The 20,225-nt window shown below is 64.4% G+C and carries 17 protein-coding genes; 6 read left to right on the top strand and 11 right to left on the bottom strand.

Translation table 11 applies throughout. The features are described 5' to 3' along the window. Window positions 1–72 precede the first annotated feature (72 nt). The 6 genes from HV823_RS09115 (at window position 73) to HV823_RS09090 (ending at window position 7,949) form a co-directional block, all read left to right on the top strand. Window positions 73–663, top strand: a complete 591-nt coding sequence (locus HV823_RS09115) for an RNA polymerase sigma factor (protein ID WP_343051814.1) — start codon at window positions 73–75, stop codon at window positions 661–663. Between the two features lie 95 nt (window positions 664–758). Beyond that, window positions 759–1,721: a FecR family protein gene (locus HV823_RS09110; RefSeq protein WP_176949392.1), complete on the top strand. Its 963-nt coding sequence runs from the start codon at window positions 759–761 to the stop codon at window positions 1,719–1,721. Between the two features lie 130 nt (window positions 1,722–1,851). Continuing rightward, window positions 1,852–4,278 carry a TonB-dependent siderophore receptor gene (locus tag HV823_RS09105; protein ID WP_176949391.1) on the top strand — a complete coding sequence of 809 codons (2,427 nt, stop codon included), beginning with the start codon at window positions 1,852–1,854 and terminating at the stop codon, window positions 4,276–4,278. 113 nt (window positions 4,279–4,391) lie between these two features. Then, window positions 4,392–5,171, top strand: coding sequence for an ABC transporter substrate-binding protein (locus tag HV823_RS09100; protein WP_176949390.1), 780 nt, complete (start codon window positions 4,392–4,394; stop codon window positions 5,169–5,171). Further along, window positions 5,080–7,164, top strand: coding sequence for a Fe(3+)-hydroxamate ABC transporter permease FhuB (fhuB, locus tag HV823_RS09095; protein WP_343051813.1), 2,085 nt, complete (start codon window positions 5,080–5,082; stop codon window positions 7,162–7,164). Before HV823_RS09100 ends, fhuB begins: the two co-directional genes overlap by 92 nt. A gap of 32 nt (window positions 7,165–7,196) precedes the next feature. Continuing rightward, complete coding sequence (locus tag HV823_RS09090) at window positions 7,197–7,949, top strand: siderophore-interacting protein (RefSeq protein WP_176949388.1); 753 nt, start codon at window positions 7,197–7,199, stop codon at window positions 7,947–7,949. A gap of 218 nt (window positions 7,950–8,167) precedes the next feature. Here HV823_RS09090 and HV823_RS09085 read toward each other — a convergent pair whose 3' ends face one another. The 11 genes from HV823_RS09085 to HV823_RS09035 are packed head-to-tail and all read right to left on the bottom strand — an operon-like array spanning window position 8,168 to window position 20,116. Beyond that, window positions 8,168–9,013, bottom strand: coding sequence for an HpcH/HpaI aldolase/citrate lyase family protein (locus HV823_RS09085; protein WP_176949387.1), 846 nt, complete (start codon window positions 9,011–9,013; stop codon window positions 8,168–8,170). Next, the gene (locus HV823_RS09080; protein WP_176949386.1) at window positions 9,006–9,857 is read right to left on the bottom strand and encodes an HTD2 family dehydratase; all 852 of its coding nucleotides are present in this window, start codon (window positions 9,855–9,857) and stop codon (window positions 9,006–9,008) included. Before HV823_RS09080 ends, HV823_RS09085 begins: the two co-directional genes overlap by 8 nt. 38 nt (window positions 9,858–9,895) lie before the next feature. Then, the gene (locus HV823_RS09075) at window positions 9,896–11,365 is read right to left on the bottom strand and encodes an MmgE/PrpD family protein (protein ID WP_343051812.1); all 1,470 of its coding nucleotides are present in this window, start codon (window positions 11,363–11,365) and stop codon (window positions 9,896–9,898) included. Window positions 11,366–11,408: 43 nt separating this feature from the next. Continuing rightward, window positions 11,409–12,530, bottom strand: a complete 1,122-nt coding sequence (locus tag HV823_RS09070) for a CaiB/BaiF CoA transferase family protein (RefSeq protein WP_176949384.1) — start codon at window positions 12,528–12,530, stop codon at window positions 11,409–11,411. 11 nt (window positions 12,531–12,541) lie between these two features. Then, window positions 12,542–13,717, bottom strand: coding sequence for an acyl-CoA dehydrogenase family protein (locus tag HV823_RS09065; protein WP_246300981.1), 1,176 nt, complete (start codon window positions 13,715–13,717; stop codon window positions 12,542–12,544). Window positions 13,718–13,741: 24 nt separating this feature from the next. Beyond that, window positions 13,742–14,911 (bottom strand): mandelate racemase/muconate lactonizing enzyme family protein, encoded by a 1,170-nt coding sequence (locus tag HV823_RS09060; protein ID WP_176949383.1) that lies wholly within the window; start codon window positions 14,909–14,911, stop codon window positions 13,742–13,744. Continuing rightward, a complete protein-coding gene (locus HV823_RS09055; RefSeq protein ID WP_176949382.1) occupies window positions 14,908–15,951 on the bottom strand; it encodes an AbrB family transcriptional regulator in 1,044 nt (347 codons plus the stop codon). Before HV823_RS09055 ends, HV823_RS09060 begins: the two co-directional genes overlap by 4 nt. Beyond that, complete coding sequence (locus tag HV823_RS09050; RefSeq protein ID WP_176949381.1) at window positions 15,948–16,703, bottom strand: SDR family NAD(P)-dependent oxidoreductase; 756 nt, start codon at window positions 16,701–16,703, stop codon at window positions 15,948–15,950. The genes HV823_RS09055 and HV823_RS09050 overlap by 4 nt, the downstream gene beginning before the upstream one ends. Next, window positions 16,700–18,073, bottom strand: a complete 1,374-nt coding sequence (locus HV823_RS09045) for an MmgE/PrpD family protein (protein ID WP_176949380.1) — start codon at window positions 18,071–18,073, stop codon at window positions 16,700–16,702. The genes HV823_RS09050 and HV823_RS09045 overlap by 4 nt, the downstream gene beginning before the upstream one ends. 16 nt (window positions 18,074–18,089) lie before the next feature. Next, entirely contained in the window at window positions 18,090–19,604 is a 1,515-nt protein-coding gene (locus tag HV823_RS09040) for a tripartite tricarboxylate transporter permease (protein ID WP_176949379.1), read from the bottom strand. Window positions 19,605–19,624: 20 nt separating this feature from the next. After that, on the bottom strand, window positions 19,625–20,116 hold the full coding sequence (locus HV823_RS09035; RefSeq protein WP_176949378.1) for a tripartite tricarboxylate transporter TctB family protein: 492 nt from the start codon (window positions 20,114–20,116) through the stop codon (window positions 19,625–19,627). Between the last annotated feature and the right edge of the window lie 109 nt (window positions 20,117–20,225).

Raw genomic sequence — 20,225 nt, 5'->3', positions numbered from 1 at the left:
TGGAAAGCGATGTGGACCAAAGCGACACAGCCGCGCAGCACAAAACTTGACTTCAATCCACCAGTTTTGTAGTTGTGGCCGAAAATTGACCATTTATCTTATGCCCTTGAGCTTCATTATGCTTCCAAATTTTCTCCCGCAAACGATATCTATCGCACGGCTTTGATGACGTGGGATATTCAAGACCTGTTCGGGCGTCACGCGAGGGAGATCAGAAATTTCCTGCGCAATCGCGGTTTGGCGGAAGACGCCGCGGCGGACCTGACGCAGGACAGTTTTGTGCGGCTGATGACGGCCAATTCGACGGCGCGGGAGCATAATCCACGTGCCTATCTGTTCCGGATCTCCCGCAATCTTCTGATTGACCACCGAAGGCGCGAGAGCAGCGCACCATTTAGCCAAGTCTCCGAGGCCAAGGCTCAGGCGGTCGCCGATCCGACGCCGTCTGCCGAGACCGCAATCTACGACAAGCAACGTCTGGCGCTTTCGAACGCGGCGCTTGCGGAACTACCCGAGCGAACACGCATGGCGTTCGAACTTTACCGGCTCGAGGAAATGACCATCGCCGAAGTAGCCGAGAAGATTGGGCTTTCGACCACAAGAACTTGGACGCTCATTCGCGAGGCCTATCGCCATGTCCGCATGCGATTGAAGGATGTCTGAAAATCTTCGCCAAGCGGGAGAAAATGACGCCTTCCTAATCGTTGTCCTCCATGTAAAAGCGATCGTGGCGAAGTGTTGGCCGAAGGAAAACGTCGTTGAATGATGATGCAACCGACGAGGATCGGCTGTTCGAAGAGGCGGTGGACATTCTGATCCGCATCAAGAGCGATCCGGACAACCCGATCGCGCTCGACATCGCAACGCGCTGGCTGGCGCGCGGTGACCAGCATCGCTGCATCTGGGAGGAGGCGCTCGAGATCCACGGCATGACCGGAAAGATCCTCACGGACAAGCGCCGGGCCGAACGCAAGCAGGCCTTCACGGTATCGCGGCGAAGTCTTGTCGTCGGCGGACTCCTGGGAACGGGGGGCCTGATGACCGCCGGCTATTCGATTCCAGGTCTCCTGCTCAAGGCGCGTGCGGACGTCGTTACGTCGACCGCCGAGACAAGGCGGGTGGAACTGGCCGATGGCAGCGTCGCAACGCTCGGGCCGGACAGCGCCATCGCTGCGCGCATCGGCCCCGCGCGGCGGGATATCGATCTGATTCAGGGCATGGCCTTCTTCGAGGTGGCGAAAGACAGCACGCGCCCCTTTGCCGTTCGCATTGAGGGCATGGTGGTGACGGCGCTCGGAACCGCCTTCGATGTGAGCGACGACGTTGGCCACCTCAATCTTTCAGTCGGTCATGGAACAGTGCGCGCCGATCTGCCGCCAACGATCGGCAGTCCGGCGATGACGCTCAATGCCGGCGACTGGTTGAGCCTTTCGACCGGCGATGGCGTGGTGTCCACCGGCACGCGCGACATCGGCCAGATCGGCAGCTGGCGCGATGGCATGATCATCGTCGAGAGGGAACGCATCGCCGCCGTGGTAGCCCGCATCGCCCGCTGGAAGCGTGGGCGGGTGGTGATCGCCGATCCGGGCCTCGGGCGACAGCCGGTCAGCGGGGTCTACGACGTTCGCGAACCTCGCTTGGCGCTGGAGGCGGTAGTCCAGCCGTATGGCGGAAAGGTCAGGGAACTGACCCCCTATCTGACGATCATCTCCGCCCTGTGAAAAAAACTTGAGAAAAAAGTGAAAATTTACGGCCTCCCTCCGTTTTCACAATCGGGGCGACAGATGAACAGGCTTCATCGCGCCTCGAACCGCATATTGTGAAGGGGTACCTATGGGAATTCGGGGCAAGATGAACGTCGATCGCCGGCGTCAGCGAACAGTATCGGCGGTTGCATTGCTGCTGTCGTCCGTCGCAACACTCACGGCAGTCTCGATAGCCAGACCGGCGATTGCGCAAACCACCGAGACGACCTACGCGATCTCACCGGGCCCCTTGAGCCAGGCATTGGCCTCCTTCGGCCGCCAATCAGGCATCCAGGTCAGCTATGTTCCGTCCAATGCGGCGGCCAAACAGTCGGCCGGCGTGACCGGCCGACTGTCGGCCGAAGCGGCCATCGCCCGCATCCTCGCGGGCTCGGGCCTAAGCTATCGGTTCACCAATGCCAGGACGATTGTCATCTCGTCGACCGGCTCCGACACGACGGATGCTGCAGGGGATTCCACGTTGCTGGCGCCGATCTTCGTTACCGGGGAAAGTGCCTTTGGCCCGGTCGACGGTTATGTCGCGACAAACGCTTCCTCGGCCATGAAGGGCGATATCCCGATCCTGGAAACGCCACAATCCATTTCCGTCGTCACTGCTCACCGCATCGAGGACCAGGCGGCGCAGAGCGTCAACGAGGCCCTGCGCTATACCGCCGGCGTCCGTTCGGAATCGAGCGGCGCGCAGATGATGGACAACCCGCTTTATCTCCGCGGCTTTCAGCAGAGCAGCCTTGAAATGTATCAGGATGGCCTGCGGTCGGTAACGCCCGGTTATTTCGGCTTCTTCGCCGTGGAACCCTATGGCCTGGAGCGCGTGGAAGTCCTCAAGGGTCCCTCTTCCGTCCTTTACGGCCAGCAGGCACCCGGCGGCCTAATCAATGTCGTCTCCAAGCGCCCGACGGACAACCCGGTCAACGAGGTCGAGACGATCATCGGCAGCTTCGACCACTACCAGGGCGGCTTCGATGTCGGCGGCACGACCGAGGACAAGAACATCATGTACCGTATGGTCGGCATGGTGCGCGAGGCCGACACACAGGTCGACTATGTAGAGAACAACCGGCGATACTTTGCCCCGAGCGTGACCTGGGCGCCCGACGAAGACACGAAGCTTACCCTACTCGGGTCCTATCAGCGCAATGAAGGCGATTTCTACGCGCAGGTGCCCGCCGCAGCGGTGCTGTTTCCCAACCCGAACGGCCACATTCCCTTCAGCCGGTTCCTGGGTGAACCGGACTGGGAGTATGAAACGTCCGAGCGCACGGCAGTTGGATACGAATTCGAGCATCGCTTCAACGAAGCGGTCCAGTTCGAGCAGAACTTCCGTTACACGCATCTGAGCAATCATCGCCAATATCTTCAGGCAAGCGGTGCCCTCGTCGACAACAGGACGCTGAACCGAACCTATAATCTGCGCGACATTGAAAACGACGGCATTGCCATCGACAGCCGCTTTCGCCTGGACTTCGACACCGGTCGGATCGAACACAAGGCAGTGGTCGGTCTTGACTATCTCTGGGGCAAATCGCGCTGGCTGGAGCAGCGGGGCGCGGCCACATCGATCGACATCTACAATCCCGTCTACGGCTCCCCCGTCGATACCAGCGTTTACACGAGCAGGGCGCTTTCAGACATCGATGCCTCGCAGGCGGGGCTGTACCTCCAGGACCAGCTCAAGCTCAACAATTTCATCCTGACATTGGGCATCCGCCAGGATTGGGCATGGCGGGATACGGATAATCTGCTTGCCGGCACGACCACTACACAGAACGACCACGCCTTCTCGAAGAAGGCCGGCCTCACCTATCTCTTCGACAACGGCATTGCCCCCTATGTCGGCTATGCCGAGTCTTTCAATCCCGTGGTCGGTACCGATAGCCTCGGCAACCCCTTCGTTCCCGAAACCGCCCAACAGTGGGAGGTCGGGGTCAAGTATCAGCCGGAAGGCTTCGACGGCCTGTTTACCGTGAGCGCCTTCGATCTCTCGCGGCAAAACGTGCAGACCTACGATCCATCTGATCCGCGCTACACACTGCAGACCGGCGAGATCCGTGCCCGCGGCCTGGAGCTCGAAGGCGTCGCCAATCTCGACAACGGCCTGAGCCTTACGGCGGCCTACTCGTATACGGACGCGGAGATCACCGAAACGAAAACGGCGAGCCAGCTCGGAAACACGCCCTATCGCGTTCCGCGACACGCCGCCTCACTTTGGGTGAACTACGAACTGCAGCAGGAAGCCGTCGATGGCCTGAGCGTCGGCGCAGGCGTCCGCTATATCGGCGAAACTTGGGGAAGCGACGACAACACGTTCAAGGTGCCGGGCTTCACGCTCGTAGACCTCGCGGTGCGTTACGACTTCGGCAAGAAGTTCCCGGAGGCCGAGGGGCTCAGCGCATCGCTCAATGTCAGCAACCTGTTCGACAAGTATTACGTGGCGGGGTGCTTCACCGAGAATGCCTGCAACTACGGTTCGCAGCGAACCATATTCGGCAAGCTCAGCTACCAGTGGTAACGCCCGCCTGCCTTTCAGGACGCAACCTTCACCGCCGCGCCGTTCTTCTCGGTGCGGCGGCATTCGCCTTGCGTGGTCTGCCGGCAGGGGCGGCGTTCTCCGCTCAGCCCCGCTTGGCGGCCATCGACTGGGCGGCGGCGGAAACCTTGATCGCGATCGGCATCACCCCGGCAGCGATCGCCGATCTCGGGGGCTTTAGGGCCAGTTTCAGCCATCTTCCAGAGATGAACGGCACCGTTGATTTGGGCTCGACCTGGGAGCCCAATCTGGAACTGCTGGATCGCTTGAAGCCCGACGCGATCTACCTGCCGGCGTGGAGCAGTCTCTCCCTCGCGCAGCTTTCCGACATTGCACCGGTACGCCTTTGCGACATCCATGGCACGGGCGGCGACCCGACCGAGCGGGCATTGCGCTTCGCCGAGAGCCTTCTGGTGGATTTCCCGAGCCCCTCTGGGGAGGCCGCCATCCGGCAACTGGACGAGCGATTGGCCCAGCTTGCCGGAAAGGCAAAGCCGCAACCCGTCTTCCTTCTCAACCTGCGCAGCAGCAACCGGTTCGTGAACGTGTACGCCGGCGGCAGCCTGCCAGGCAGTGCGCTGATGCATGTCGGCTTGCAGAATGCCTGGCAAGGACCGGTCAATGGCTTTGGTTTTGCTTCGATCGGCACTGAGAAGTTGCTCCAGGCGTCGGATGTATCGATCGTCATCCTCAATCAGAACGATCGGACCGCCGAAATGCTGGCGAGGCTGAATGACAGCAAATTCTGGTCTGCGATTCCCGCCGTTCGCGCCGGCAAGATTCATGTCTCGCCACCCGTTTCGGTTTTCGGAGGACTGGTGTCCGCGACGACCTTTGCGGAATGGCTCGCCGTCACCTTCGACAAGGCGGCCTGACATGGCAAAGTCAGTCGAACGGCGCCCTGGAAACTGTTACCCGCTTGCCTTGTTCGTCCTGCTGGTTGGCCTTTTGGGCTTGCTGCTGGCACTCGACAATCTGCAACGGGTCCTGCCGATCTCCGCGTGGCCAAACGCGCTCTCCTCACCGCGGCAAGGATCAATCCCGGAGCTCCTCTTCAGCTGGGCAGCGCTGCCGCGTCTTGCCGTTGCCTTTCTCTGTGGAGCAGCGCTCTCCTTGTCAGGCCTGCTGTTCCAGCAAACCCTCCGCAATCCGCTGGCGGAACCTACGACGCTTGGAACATCGGCCGGCGCTCAAGTTGCCCTGCTTGCGGCACTGGTCTGGGCACCAGGTTTGCTCGGCATAGGCCAGGGACCGATAGCGATCACGGGCGCCGCCGTTGCGACCGCGGCGGTATTCGGCATCTGCGCCGGCGCCGGGCGATCGCCAATTACCGTCATCCTCGCGGGCCTTGTCGTCAATCTGACCCTTGGAACGATCTCCGCGATCATCATTCTCCTCTATCCGGAACGAGGCGAGGACCTTGCGCAATGGCAGGCGGGCAGGCTGGAGCAGACGAGCTGGACACCAGCACTCGGCCTTTCGCTCTGCCTGTTCATCGGTTGGGCAATCGCGGCATTCCTTTGCCGCTCCCTGCGCCTCCTGGAAATGGATGATGCCGTCATTACGTCTCTCGGCATGAAGCCTGCATGGCTGCGCGGGATATCGCTCGCCGTCGCGACTGTTGTCGCCGGCTCGGTGATCGCCACGGTCGGCACCATCGGGTTTGTCGGCCTCGCCGTGCCGGCACTTGCGCGCGCACTCGGGGCACGTGATCTGCGCTCACTTCTCGTTTGGTCGCCATTGCTTGGCGGTCTGTTGCTTGTTCTCGCCGACCAGATCGTACAACTGCCGGCCATGATGAACGGGCAACTTCCCACGGGCACGTTCGCATCGCTTCTCGGCGCGCCGGTGCTGCTCGCACTCATCTCCCGAACCAAGGCCGGCGCCGTCCGGCCGCAGCCGGCGCGAACGGTGCCTCACAGAATGCGGATCAGCGCGACGCATCTGTTGGGTATTTTCGCGGCTGTCGTTCTGTTGATCGTCATCGGCCTCGCGCTCGGCCGAGGTCCCTCAGGCTGGGAGTGGAGCACCGATATGGACCTCATCATCCGCTGGCGCGCCCCGCGGGCCGCGGCCTCGATCTCCGCCGGCGTCCTTCTTGGCATCAGCGGCGTTATGGTTCAGCGCGTGACGGCCAATCCGATGGCAAGTCCAGAGGTCATGGGTATTTCGGCGGGCGCGACTCTCGGGGCAATCGCGCTGCTATTTCTTTCAACCTCGTTCACGTCGGGAAATCTGCTCGCGGCGTGCGCCGTCGGTTCGCTCCTTGTCACCTCCGTGATCATAATCGTCGGAAGGCGGGCAAATTTTGCACCCGACAGCATTGTCCTGATCGGTATTGCGCTATCGACGGTCGTCGGCGCAATCGGCGCCTTCGTTATTGCCATGGGCGGTCCTGCACGAAGTCTTCTCCTGACATGGTTTTCTGGCTCGACCTATCGCGTGACGCAGGATATGGCGACGCTTGTCGCGGCCCTCGCGATCCTGGGACTGCTCGTCGTGCCACTCTTCAATCGTCCGCTCGAGTTGTTGGGGCTCGGAGAGGACGGCGCCAGGGCGCTCGGGCTGCGGGTCGGGCGCGCGCGAGGCGCGATCATTCTCTACAGCGCAATTGCGACGGCCGGCGCGACCATCATTGTCGGACCGGCAAGCTTTGTCGGACTGCTGGCTCCCCACATGGTGCGTCAACTCGGCATCTGCCGCGCGCTGCCGCAAATTGTTGCATCCGCAATTGCCGGAGGCGCCCTAATGCTCATTGCCGACTGGATTGGCCGAACCCTGATCTTCCCTTGGCAGATGCCCGCCGGGCTGCTGACGGCGCTGATCGGCGGTCCGCTTTTTCTATACTCAATGCGTCAACGACGCTGAACCCCACAGGCGAAGCCGGGAGAACAAGACCAATGAAAGACTGCTATCGCGCAGAGGTTCTGACCAAGCATCGGCTCACGCCATCGATGATACGCGTGGAACTCGGTGGCGAGGATATGGCGCGATTTCAATCGAGCGGGTTTCCGGATGAATGGGTACGGCTCGTCTTTCCGTCGGAAAACGGGAAGGTCACCATGCCCGACCTTGTGGATGGCCGGTGGCAGATGCCAGCACACCTACCGCGCTCCCCCCTCAGGCCTTACACAGTCCGACGATGGGACCGGGAAGCGACATCGATTACAGTCGATTTCGTAGTGCATCAGGGCGGCCTCGCCTCGGATTGGGCGATGAACGCGAACCCGGGTGACGAAATCGGCGTCACAGCTCCGCAGGGCAAATATGCGCCGCCGGGCGACGCGAGATGGGTTTTGCTTGTTGCCGATGCAACAGGTCTGCCCGCAGTTGCACGCATTCTCCATGAAAAGACGTGCGATCGGCTGTTTATCGCTCACATCGAAGTTCCGGAATCAGAGGATGCCTTGGAGGATGTTGGCTCATTCTGTGATGTGAATTGGTATACGGGTTTCGGGCGCGTTACGGGATCGACGAGGTTGCCGCAGATCGTCGAGGCCATTCAACTCCCCGCAGGAAGTGGTTACATCTGGGTTGCCGGCGAAGCGAAGGCAACGACCGTAATTCGTCGTCATCTCTGTGAGAGGCGTGGCGTTCCCAAGGATTGTGTCACGGCGATCGGCTACTGGATTGTCGGCAAATCTCGAGACTGATGATTTAAAACTCATTTTTGCTCTTGGTGCGTTCTGAACGGTCGACCCCTTTCGTTGATCGGATCCCTACGCGCGACGAGGCGATGAAGACGCCGTCGATCGGCGAGGGTCAGTTGCTGATAGCGTCGGGACATACCAAGATCTCTAAAACTAAGGCATTGAAATCATTGACATGTTACACTTGAAAAGTGAATGTACCGACCCGCAAAGCTCAACCATCAGCCAAAATCACATTGGCAACGGGCGCCATCCAGAAGCGCTCGCGCGCGTTCGACGACCGGGCGGTCTATCATCCTGCCGTCGAGTTGCACGACGCCGCCTTTCGCAGACCGGGCAGCCATGACGACGCGGCGAGCCCGGTCGATCTCGGCCGGTGTCGGCGCGAAGCCGCTGTTCACGGCCGCCACCTGCCGCGGGTGCAGGCAGAGCTTTGCCGTGAAGCCGAGATCGCGAGCCCGGGCGACGTCTGCGGCGAGCATCGCCGCGTCCTCGAGATCGACCGTAACGCCGTCGATCGGTGGCGGCAGCCCGGCATGGCGTGACGCGATGGCGATCTGGAGCCGCACCGGATCGAGGCTCGCCCCGGTTCCGGGAATGCGCGCATCCAGCCCGAAATCGAGATTGCCGAAGGCGATGCGGCAGACGCCGGGCGCCGCCGCGAGATCGTGGATCTGCACGAGCCCCTCGACGCTTTCGAGAAGCGCGATCAGCGGGCGGCCCGGCAGATGGCGAGAGACCTCGCTCAACGCGGCGACATTCGCCTTCGGGACCATGGCCACCGCTTCCGGACAGGCGGCGAGCGCCGCGATGTCCTCGCCGAACCACGGCGTATCGGCACCGTTGATGCGCAGCACCCCTGCCCCACCTTGCAAGAACCAATCCACCGCAGCCGCCCGCGCGATATCCTTGTCGTCCGGCCCGACGGCATCCTCCAGGTCGATGATGATGGTGTCGGCACCCGACGCCACGGCCTTGGCGAAGCGGTCGGGGCGATTACCCGGAACGAAGAGATAGCTTGCCGGCTGCCGGCTGTCGGGATGGTCCGGGCTTCCTGTCTCAGTCATCGAACCTCGCCTCCGCCTGCATCGCAAGTTCACTTTCCGGTCCCCGCGCCCAGAGCGACAGCACCCCTTCCGATGGCGCCGCCTCGAGATGGAACGGGCGGTCAACGAAAAGCGGCGCCGTGGCCCGGAAGCTGAAACTTCGAAGCAAGGCCCCGGGCCGGCAACGGGCGGCGAGGCCAAGCAGCAGGGTGGCGATCAGCGGACCGTGCACGACGAGATCGCGATAGCCCTCCACCGCGCGGGCATAGGACTGGTCGTAATGGATGCGATGGCCGTTCTCCGTCAGCGCCGAGTAGCGGAAGAGCAGCACCGGGTCCGGCGTGAAGGGCTCCGACCACCGGGCATCGCCGGGTGCCGAGACAGGAGCCGCACCCGGCGCGCCGGGCACAGCCCCTTCGCGGAAGACGAGGTCCTGTTCCTCCTCGATGCAGAGCGTTGCGCCGGAGGATATGCGGTGGCGGACGGTGACGAAGCCGAGCCGGCCCGACCGGCCGGTCTTGGAGACGACATCCAGGATTTCGCTTTCGCGCCTCGCCTCCGCCCCGACCGGCAGCGGCGCATGATAGGTCAGCCGCCCGCCGGCCCACATGCGGCGCGGCAGACCGAGGTCCGGCAGGAAAGTGCCGCGCCTGGGATGACCGTCCGGCCCCAGTTCGCGGCGGCGCGCGACGGGATTGAAAAACATCCAGTGCCAGGCCGGCGGCAGCACCGCCCCGCCGCCCGGCACGCCGTCGAGGTCGAGCGCTGCGGCCAGCGCCGCGACGCGGTCAGCCGCGATCACCGCGCGCCGGCTGTCCGTCCGGCCGATGGCGTCTCTTCCATCAGGGCTAACTTCCGAAGACATCGTTCTTCCTTTCCACCGCTCGACCTGAAGCAGCAGGCCTACGCCTCGCTTTGCCAGTCCAGCAGGTCGAAGATTTGTCCGACATCGCCGGCTTCATCCAGCGACCAGACGAAATCGAAGACCTGCTGCATGCGGTCGGTGTCGATCAGGCCCTCGGCGCAATCGCGGAACTTGCCTTCGAGTTCGGCGTCGGAGAGCGGATTATGCGGGCTGCCGCGATAGTTCTCGTCGGCCCAGCGCTCGAAATGGCGGCCGTCCTTCGTCGTCACCTCGATCTTCGACCGGATGCGGTCCCAGCCCATGTCCTCGATCGACTGGTCGAAGGCGGTCTCGATCCGCCGCTGCATGTCCTGCGACGCCCTGGAGGAAACGAATTCATCCGTGAACTCCGCCTTGCCGGCGCGGCCGGCGAGGATGATCGCCGTCAGCAGGAAGGCGAAGGAGAATTTCCCCTCGAGTTCCGTCGTCGCGATGCGGAAGCGGATGGGGCCGAGCACGTTGCTGCCGGCCTTCAGCGTGATGGACGCGATGTCGTCGGCCGCAAGCCTGTTCTCGCGCATCAGGAAAAGCATCGCATCCATGCTCGGATGGGTGAGCACGCCCGACGGATAGGGTTTGATCGAGACACCGGGGCTTGCCATCGTGTGCGGCTTGCCGAAGCGGTCGCGCACCAGCGCCGGCTCGCCGCCGGGACCGGCGATCGCCAGATAGCCCCAGCGCCCGTCGAGCGCTTCCGGATTGGCGGAGAGGCCATGGCGGGCAAGCAGCGCCGCCGTCACGCCGTTTTCCGCCGCCCGGCCGACATGCATCGGCTTAGTCATCGTGCCGAAGCCGGCGCGGATGCCCGACGCCATCGAGGAGGCAAGGCCGAGCGCCTGCGCGACACCCGCCGCATCGAGGCCGAGCATCTTGGCGGCGGCGGCCGCAGCCGCGAAGGTGCCGATGGTCCCGGAGGTGTGGAAGCCGCGCATGTAGTGGTCCGGGTTGATCGCCTCGGCGACCTTGCAGCCCACCTCGAAGCCCGCCGCGAAGGCCGTCAGGAACCGCCTGCCGTCGACCGCCCGTCCCGTCTCGGCGGCGACGAGATCCGACATGGTCAGCGCCGCGATCAGCGGCGGAATGGTCGGGTGCATCAGCAGGCCGTAGGGGCGGCCCGGACCTTCCGCAAGCTGCGTGTCATCCCAGTCCATCGCGTGGCCGGCCGTGCCGCCCCACAGCGCCGCGAGATGGGCGGGCACCCGGCTTGCCGCCCGGCCGATCAGCCGGGCCTGCGGCGTGCCGCCGAGGCTGTCGACATAGGCGCCGAGCGGTTTCATGCCCGGCTGCTCGGTTCCGGCAAGCGCGACCGCGAGACCGTCGAGCACGCAGCGCCGCGCAAGCCGGAGCGTCTCGCCGTCTAGGTCTGCATAGTCTAGATCGGCAACGAAGCTTGCGGCAGCCTTCGTGAGGCCGGCGAGATGGGCGTACGGATCGCCGCTCGCGGCTGTGGTCTTCGGATGCTGGTTCACGGTCTTCCTCCCATCGCGCAGGGTCTGCGCATGTCTCATCGGCTCAGCCGAATTCCCGGCGGACCGCCGCGCCGTCGGCATCGACGGACGGCACCGCGCCGAAGGCGGGCGCCCTGCCCCGCCTGCGTGCCGGCGGGGCAGGCACGGCAACCGCGCCGGACTCGGTCGCGATTTCGATCCTTCTCAGATGCGGATGTCCGGCCAGATCGAGCGGCGTGTTGACCATGGCATAGGCGATGGCCGCCTCGTCCAGGCGTTCGATCATCGTTTCGTGCGGCTCGGCGGCGAAGACCGCCGCGATCAGCCCGTCCATCTCGGACCGGTTCTCGATCCTGCAAAAGGGGTCGCGGAAGCGCGGATCGGTCGCGAGCGCGGCGTCGCCCATGACGGCGGCACAGAAGGAATGCCATTCGCGTTCGTTCTGGATGGAGATCAGTACGCCGCGACCATCGGCGCAGGAAAATACGCCGTAGGGCGCGATCGACGGATGGCGAAGCCCCATGCGCGGCGGGTTCTGGCCTGCACCCTCGGCCTGGAGCAGCGGTACCGCCATCCAGTCGGCCATGGCGTCGAACATCGCGACGTCGATGACGGCGCCGCGGCCGGTCGAGCGCCGCTCGATCAGCGCTTCGAGGATTGCCGCATGGGCATACATGCCCGTGCCGATGTCGCAGACCGAGATGCCGACGCGCGCGGCCTCCTCCGGCGTGCCGGTGACCGAGGCCAACCCGCTTTCCGCCTGGATCAGCAGATCGTAGGCCTTGCGGTCGCGATGGGGACCGTGGTCGCCGTAGCCGGAAATGTGGCACTGGATCAGCGCCGGGTTGAGCCCTTCCAGAATGTCGATGCCGAGTCCGAGGCGCGCAACGGCGCCGGGCGCGAGATTTTCCACGAAGACGTCGGCCTTTGTCAGCATCGCCTTCAGCACAGCCAGATCGCTTGCCTGCTTCAGGTCAAGCGCGATCGACTGCTTGCCGCGGTTCAGCCAGACGAAATAGGAGGATTGGCCCTTGGCCAGCCGGTCATAGTTGCGCGCGAAGTCGCCCTCCGGCCGCTCGACCTTGATGACCCGCGCGCCGGCATCTGCCAGCCGCGAGGTGCAGAAGGGGGCCGCCACCGCCTGTTCCAGCGAGACGACGAGCAATCCATCGAGCGGTCGGGCCATCCTCCCGGTCCTCAATACGAACGGGGCATGCCGAGCACATGCTCGGACAGATAGGCGAGGATGAGGTTCGTCGAGATCGGTGCCACCTGGTAGAGCCGCGTCTCGCGGAACTTGCGCTCGACGTCGTATTCCTCGGCGAAACCGAAGCCGCCATGGGTCTGCAGACAGGTGTCAGCCGCCTGCCATGAGGCCTCGGAGGCGAGCAGCTTCGCCATGTTGGCCTCCGGCCCGCAGGCCTCGCCCCGGTCGAAGCGTTCCGCCGCGCGGTAGACCATCAGCTTCGCCGCTTCCGCCGCCGCATAGGCCCGGGCGATCGGGAACTGCACGCCCTGGTTCTGGCCGATCGGCCGGCCGAAGACGACGCGCTCGTTGGCATAGCGGGTCGCGGTCTTGGTGAACCAGGCCGCATCGCCGATGCATTCGGCGGCGATCAGGATGCGCTCGGCATTCATGCCGTCGAGGATGTAGCCGAAACCCTTGCCCTCTTCGCCGATCAGGCTGTCGGCCGGGATCTCCAGATTGTCGAAGAAGACCTCCGTCGTCGCATGGTTCAGCATGGCGCGGATCGGCTTGATCGAGAGCCCGTTGCCGAGTGCCGCCTTCATGTCGACGAGGAAGACGGAGAGCCCGTCGCGCTTGCGCTCCACCTTGTCCTTCGCCGTCGTGCGCGCCAGCAGGATCATCAGATCCGAATGCTCGGCGCGCGAAGTCCAGACCTTCTGGCCGTTGATCAAATAGGTCTCGCCCCGCTTCTCCGCGAAGGTGCGGATGGAGGTGGTGTCTGTGCCGGCCGTCGGCTCCGTGACGCCGAAGGCCTGGAGGCGGGTCTCGCCGCTCGCGATCTTCGGCAACCACAGCGTCTTCTGCGCCTCGCTGCCGTGACGCAAAAGCGTGCCCATTGTGTACATCTGCGCATGGAGAGCGGCCGCATTGCAGCCCTGCGCGTGGACTTCTTCCAGAATGTTGGCCGCGACCGTGATGCCCTGCCCGCTGCCGCCATAGTCTTCCGGCACCAGCACGCCGAGGAAGCCGCCCTCCGTCATCGCCTTGACGAAGGCGGCCGGATAGGCCTTTTCCCGATCGAGCGCGCGCCAGTATTCGCCCGGAAAGCCGGCGCACAATGCCGCCACCGACTGGCGGATTTCGCGGATCGTGTCGGCGTCGACCATGGGCTGCTCCTCGTTCATCGCTGTTTCCTTCCGCCCCGCCGCTCAGGTGTTCGTCGCCTCGCGCATCGCCTTGATCAGCGCCGAGTTCTGCTCGAAGCCGATGCCGGTTGCATCCGGCAGGCCGACGCGGCCGTTCTCGATGCGGTTGCCGTCGGCAAAGCCGCAGAAGGGCTTGAAAACTTCAGGATAGGATTCGTTGCCGCCGAGCTTCAGGCCGGCGGCGATGTTGAGCGAAAGCTGGTGCCCGCCATGGGGAATGCAGTTGCGGCTGGAAAAACCCTCCTGCCCGATCGCTTTCAAGGTGCGCAGGTATTCAACCAGCCCATAGGAAAGCGCGCAGTCGAATTGCAGCCAGTCGCGATCCGGCCGCATGCCACCGTAGCGCGCGAGGTTGCGCGCGTCCTGATGCGAAAACAGATTCTCGCCGGTCGCCATCGGCCCCGGATAGACCTTCGCCAGTTCCGCCTGGATACGGTAGTCGAGCGGATCGCCGGCCTCCTCGTACCAGAAGAGATCGTAGGGCTTCATCGCCTCCGCATAGGCAAGCGCGGTCTCGAGGTCGAAGCGGCCGTTGGCGTCGACGGCGAGATACTTGCCCTCGCCCACCACCTCCAGCACCGCCTCGATGCGGCGGATGTCCTCGTCAAGCGGCGCGCCGCCGATCTTCATCTTGACGACCTCGTAGCCCATGGCGCGATAGCGCCGCATCTCATCCTGAAGCTGGCTGTCGTCCTTGCCCGGATAGTAGTAGCCGCCGGCCGCATAGACGAAGACCGAGGTGTCATGGCTGCCGTCGCCATAGGAGTCGGCCAGGTGCTTGTAGAGCGGCACGCCGGCGATCTTGGCGACGGCGTCCCAGACCGCCATGTCGACGACACCGACAGCGACCGAGCGCTCGCCATGGCCGCCCGGCTTCTCGTTGACCATCATCGCGGTCCAGATCCGGTGCGGATCGAGATTGTCGCCGGCATCGTTGACGAAGCTCTCCGGCTTCGCCTCGCGCAGGCGCGGCAGGAAACGTTCGTTGAGCAGCCCGCTCGCCGCATAACGCCCGTTCGAGTTGAAGCCGTAGCCGATCACCGGCTTGCCGTCCTTCACCTGGTCGGTCACGACCGCCACGACGCTTGCCGTCATCTTCGAGAAATCGATGAAGGCGTTGCGGATGGGCGAGGAGATCGAGACCACGGCCTCGCGAATGTCGACGATCTTCATGGGTCTTTGCCTTTCGGACTGGCCGCGAAACGCACAAGCAGCGGCGGCGCGATGATGTTGGTGAGGAAGGAACGGGTGAACTGGAAGCCGGCGACGATGGCGGCGGCGGCACCCAGCGCCTTGGCCGAGGCGATCATTTCGCCGAGACCGCCGGGGGCGACACCGAGTGCCAGCGAGACGGGCGCGACATCGACGAAGAGGCGGAGCACCGGCACGAAACCGAAGACCATGATGAGGATCAGCCCGCCGCTGCAGATGAAGGCGGCGAGTGCGGCACGCGGCACGCGCGCGAAAGCCTCCTTCTTCAGCCGTGCGCCGAGCGAGAAACCGATCAGCACCTGTGCGCCAACGATCAGCCAGGAGGGCATCGCCGCGATGGAGACGTTCATCGACACCAGCGCGATGCCGATCGCCATCGGCATGATGACCCAGGGGTTCAGCACGCCGAGCTTCCCGGTGACCACCGAAAGAACCAGACCGCCCGCCACGCATGCGGCAAGCGCCACCAAACTTGCCTGCGGATCGATCGCAGCGGCGACGGCACTGCGGTCGATGCCGAAGAGAAAGGGCACCAGCACGACGATCATCACCACGCGCAGCGTGTGCACGACCATGACCACATCCGCCTGCGCCCCGGTTTCGCGCGCGAGCGAGGCCATTTCCGACATGCCGGCGGGCAGGGTCGAGAGCAGCGCGGTCTTGCGGTCGACGCCGGCGATCTTCTGGAGGGGAAGGGCCAGCAGCACGCCCAGCGCATTGGCGACGAAGGCGGCAGCGATCATCGCGGGAAGAAAGGACCAGAGCTCGCCGAGAATGCCGGGCGTCAGGATCGCAGCCGTCGCGCCCCCGATCAGGAGCTGGCCGAGACGCCTTGCATATTTCGTCTTGCAGCCGAGCCCGATCGTGTTGGCATAGACGGCGCTGCCGGCCATCGCGCCGAGGATCCAGGCGAGCGGAACGCCCGTCAGAGACAGCAGCCAACCCACGACCGCCGATGTCGCGATGCCGCCGGCAAGCGTGAGGTTGGTCGCAAGTTTCATGACAGGTAGGCACCGCCGTTGACATGCAGCGTCTCGCCGGTGACGTAGCGTCCGCCCGACCCGGCGAGATAGGCGACCGCCTCGGCGACCTCCTCCGGTCGACCTTGCCGGCCGACGAGGTTCTTGCGGTTGCCGTGATGCTTCGGCGCCGCCCCGTCATTGCTGATGCGCACGGTTTCGATCAGGCCCGGCGCGACGCAGTTGACGGTGATGCCCTTCGGCGAAAGCTCGTGCGCCATCGCCTTCGTCAGCCCGACCACGCCGGCCTTGGCGGTGATGACATGCGTCCGGTGCGCCGCGCCCGTATGGCCGGTCAGGCCGCCGAGATTGACGATCGCCGCCTGGTCGCTCTGTTCCAGATGCGGAAGGGCTGCCTGCGAGACGAGGAAGACCGCATCGAGCGCGACGCCCATCACCTTGCGCCACTCGGCATAGGTGATCTCCGCAAAGGCACCTTCCGGACGGATCGCCGCATTGTTGACGACGACGTCGAGCCTGCCAAAGGCGTCTGCCGCATCCCGCACGACCCTTGCCGCCACGTCGGGGTCCGACAGGTCGCCGATGACCAGAACTGCCCGTCTCCCGAGCGCCTCAACGGTCGCGACGGTCTCGCCGCCAGCGGCCGTGTCGTTGGCCACATGCACGACGATGTCGGCTCCACGCCCTGCAAGGGCAACGGCGATGGCGCGGCCGATATTGCGCGAGGCACCGGTGACGAGGGCAACGCGGCCCTGAAGATCGTTCGGGTTCATTTTGCAAGCTCCGCAATCATCTCATGTCCGCCCTTCATCGACGCGATGGCATCGCAGGCCGCCAGCAATGCACTCGCGTTCCCATGTCCGCCGAAGGCGACGTTCGCGTGGAACTTCACGTCGATCTCGGCCCGCGTCAGCGGATCCTCGACGCCGCCGCGCATATGGCCCTGTTCCACTTCCTCGATGCGGCCGTCCTGGTATTCGATGCGGACATGGCCGGTGAAGGCGGCCGGATAGGGATTGTCGGGATCGATCTCGAAATCGACGACCTCGCAGAGGCGCAGCAGCTCCGGATCGCGGATCGCCTCTTCGGTGAAGTCGCCGAGATCGGCATGGCCGCGCACGAGGCCGAGCGCCACGCCGAAGGGGGTCGAGAACTTGGCGGCATAGGCCGTGGGCGGCCGGCGCTTCAGCTCGATCGGCTCCCAGAGACGATGCACGATACCTTCCGCCGTCTTGCAGACGATGCGCTTGATACCGTCGAGCGGAACGTTTCGCGCCCGCAGCTTCATGGCGACGTCGATATAGGGCTGCACCATCGTGCCGCAGGGATAGGGCTTGAAGGTGATGCCATCCATCACGAAGGTCTTTCCGAGGCCGTCGAACAGCCGGTCGGTCTTCGGCTCGATCGACGGGGCGAAGGTCTTGAAGGCGCCGTGCGTGCCCTCGAAGACCTGGCGCGGGCCGAAGAAGCCCGCCTCCGCCATGGCGACGGCGCGCAGCGCCGACTGCGCCGACCAGCCGGGATGCATGCGCTTGGTCCAGCTTCCGTCGCCGAGATATTCGATGATGCCCGACGCCATCGAGCCGGCAATACCGAGCGCATCGACGATGACCTTTTCAGACGCGCCCCGCGCCACCGCGATGCCGAAAGTGGCGGCGAAAGTGCCGAGCACAGCGGTCGGATGAAAGCCCGCCTTGTGCACGGCCTTGGGCAGCGTCAGCGCCAGCCGGCAGAGCACCTCGGTCCCGACCGCGATGCCGAGCATGACCCGGTCGTTGGTCAGATGATATTTCTGCGCGGCGGCGAGCAGCGCCGGCACGACGACGACTCCGGAATGCACCGGCCCGCCCTCGAAGGTGTCGTCGAAATCCTCGCCATGCGCCGCCGTGCCGTTGACAAGCGCCGCACTCGAGGCCGAGACGCGTTCGGCGTGGCCGACGATGATATGGTCGCCCGGCTCAGCGGCGGCCTTTGCGGCAGCGACATAGTCGGTTCCACGTGAGGCGATGCAGAGGCCGATGATGTCGACCAGAATGTCGCGGCTCTTGGAAAGGGTCGCCGGCGGCAGGTCGTCCGGCCGGAGCGTGGCGCCCCAGGCGGCCAGGCGCTGCGACACGGAGGGTTTGGTGTTGTCATTCGTCATAAGTCAGCTTTCTGGGTCAGCTTTCGGCATTTTCGGAAAAGGTCGCGGACGGGCGGTGGCGCAGCATGTCGTAGACGCGCTTGGCGATCGAGCCGCCGATGAACAGGAAGGAGAGGATCAGCAGGCCGAGCGAGATCCGGTCGTCGACGAAGATCATCCAGTCGTCACCGGAAAGCACCAGCGAACGGCGGAAATTGCTCTCCACCAGATAGCCGAGCACGAGGCCAAGAACGGTCGGCAGGAAGGGGAAGCGCAGCATGCGCATGAAGAAGCCGAGCACGCCGGCCGCGATCATGATGCCGAGATCGAAGGCCTCGTTGTGGATCGAATAGATGCCGGAGAGGATCAGCGCGAAGATGAAGGCATTGAGATAGGGCCGCGGCCGGTTGACGAGCCAGATGCAGACGGGAAGCATAGCCATGCCGATGAGAAGCTGGCCGATCGCCGCCGTGAAGAGGCCGGCATAGAGGCCGTAGACCACCTCGCCGGATTTCTGGAACAGCATCGGACCCGGCACGATACCGTGGATGAGGAAGCCGCCGAGCAGGATCGCCGTTGAGTTCGAGCCCGGAATACCGAAGGACAAGAGCGGCACGAGCGCGGTTTCGGCGACCGTATTGTTGGCGGTCTCGGGGGCGGCGATGCCTTCCGGCGAGCCCTTGCCAAACTCTTCCGGGTAGCGTGACCAGCGGCGCGCCTCGTTGTAGGCCATGAAGGAGGCGATGGTGCCACCGGCACCCGGCATGACGCCCTCGAAGGTGCCGATGCCGTTGCCGATCATCTGCGCCGGGATGAGCCTTTTTGCGAGCGGCCAGTCGGGAAACTGGATGCGCGGCCGCGAGGTCACACGCTCGTCCTGTCCGCGCTTGGAAGCCTGCACCAGAAGCTCGCTCATGGCGAAGAGGCCGACCATGATCATAACGGGCTCGATGCCGCCGAGAAGCTCGGCCGAGCCGAAGGTGAAGCGCGTGCCGCCGGTGACCGGGTCGCTGCCGATGGTGGCGATGATCAGGCCCAGGATTGCCGCGATCATGCCCTTGACGAGATTTTCGCCCGACAGCGTCGCGATGACCGAGAGACCGAGGATGCCAAGCGCGAAATAGGCCATCGGCGTGAAGGCGAGTGCCACCTGCGCCAGCGGGCCGGACAGCGTCATCAGCATCGCGAGCCCGAAGAGGCTGCCGATCACGCCGGAATAGAGCGAGATGCCGAGCGCCAGCCCGGCCTTGCCCTGCCGGTTCATCTCGTAGCCGTCGATGACGGTCGCCGCCGCCGCATTGGTGCCGGGCGTGCGGATCAGGATCGCCGGAACGGACCCGCCATATTCGGCGCCGATATAGGTGGAGGCGAGCAGGACGATCGCGCTCGTCGGATCAAGCGTGTAGGTGAAGGGCAGCAGCAGCGCCATCGTGATCGACGGCGAGATGCCGGGCAGTGCGCCGCCCATGATGCCCCAGGTGACGCCGATCAGGGCGGCGAGGATCACGTGCCAGTCGAGCAGGAAGGCCGCGGTGTGGGTGAGCGTTTCCATGGATGAGAACTCCGGGACCGTCAGAGGCCGAGGCTGGCGAGAACGCCGGACGGCATGCGCACGCCCAGCACGATGACGAACATCACCCAGAGGAAGACTGCGCCGAGCACCGCCACCGCAAGGGCGCGGCCCTTGTTGCCGGCACCGAGATAGAGCGTCGTCACGAGAAGCAGGACGGCGACGGAGAGCAGGTAGCCGAGCGTCTCGATGACAAGCACATAGCCGGTACCGATTGCGAGCAGGCCAGCGGCGTGGAGGATCTTGCGCCCCTGCCCGTCCCACTCGTCCCTTCCGCCGGTCGCATCGCTCGCCATGGCCATGCGTCGCGACACGATCGCTTGGATCGTCAGGACCGCGCCGAGCCCGACGAGAAGCCAGCCATAGACGCGCGGCAGACCGCCAGGCCCCATGCTGTCGTCCAGCGCGCTGATGCGCAGTTGATAGGCGAAATAGAGATAGACGGTACCGATTGCGATAGACGCGACACCGCCGACGAAATCCCGGGTTAGCATGACAGCCTCACATGGAAGACGGCGCGTTGGGAAAACGCGGCTCTGGACTTGGGGCGAAAGCGGACGCGGCACGCTCGGTGGGCCGTGCCACGTCCGGGCGCAGAAGGGA

Source organism: Mycoplana rhizolycopersici (genome assembly GCF_013378445.1).
Classification (GTDB): domain Bacteria; phylum Pseudomonadota; class Alphaproteobacteria; order Rhizobiales; family Rhizobiaceae; genus Mycoplana; species Mycoplana rhizolycopersici.
The sequence above is the reverse complement of the archived record's forward strand: the minus strand, read 5'-3'. Positions and strand labels throughout refer to the sequence as shown.